General features: G+C 61.1%; 1 pseudogene. It reads right to left on the bottom strand.

What is annotated here, in order from left to right:
• Positions 1–246 (bottom strand): annotated as a pseudogene (locus tag A2J01_RS23540) (alkane 1-monooxygenase); the annotation flags it as partial.
• Positions 247–373 lie beyond the last annotated feature (127 nt).

The raw sequence follows: 373 nt of genomic DNA, 5'->3' as shown, positions 1-373 counted from the left end.
TTCACCGGCCAGCATGTCGATGATCGGGATGACGATGACCAGTAGCCACGCGCCGGTCGCCCAGAACAATCCGAGACGAAGGTTGTCGACGAGAAACCAGGAGAGGAACGGGCTGAGTGGAATCAGCAATCCGAGCGGCCACAGGTACCTCTTGCGGTCGCGCCAGCGCGGATTTTCGCCGGACGGCGAGTCGGTGTTCTGGACAGCGTTCGATTCGGTACGCCGTGCGTCGGAAGTCGCTGTCATTCGCCGATCTCGCCTTTCGTCCCCTCGAACGATTCGCCCCACGCACCGTTCACGCTCAGCAAACCAGAACTAATGTCCGGACGGGTATGGTCCCGAAATCCAGAGCGCCCTGCTCGAAAGACGGCAC

It is taken from the genome of Rhodococcus sp. EPR-134 (genome assembly GCF_001647205.1).
Classification (GTDB): domain Bacteria; phylum Actinomycetota; class Actinomycetes; order Mycobacteriales; family Mycobacteriaceae; genus Rhodococcus_F; species Rhodococcus_F qingshengii.
The sequence above is the reverse complement of the archived record's forward strand: the minus strand, read 5'-3'. Positions and strand labels throughout refer to the sequence as shown.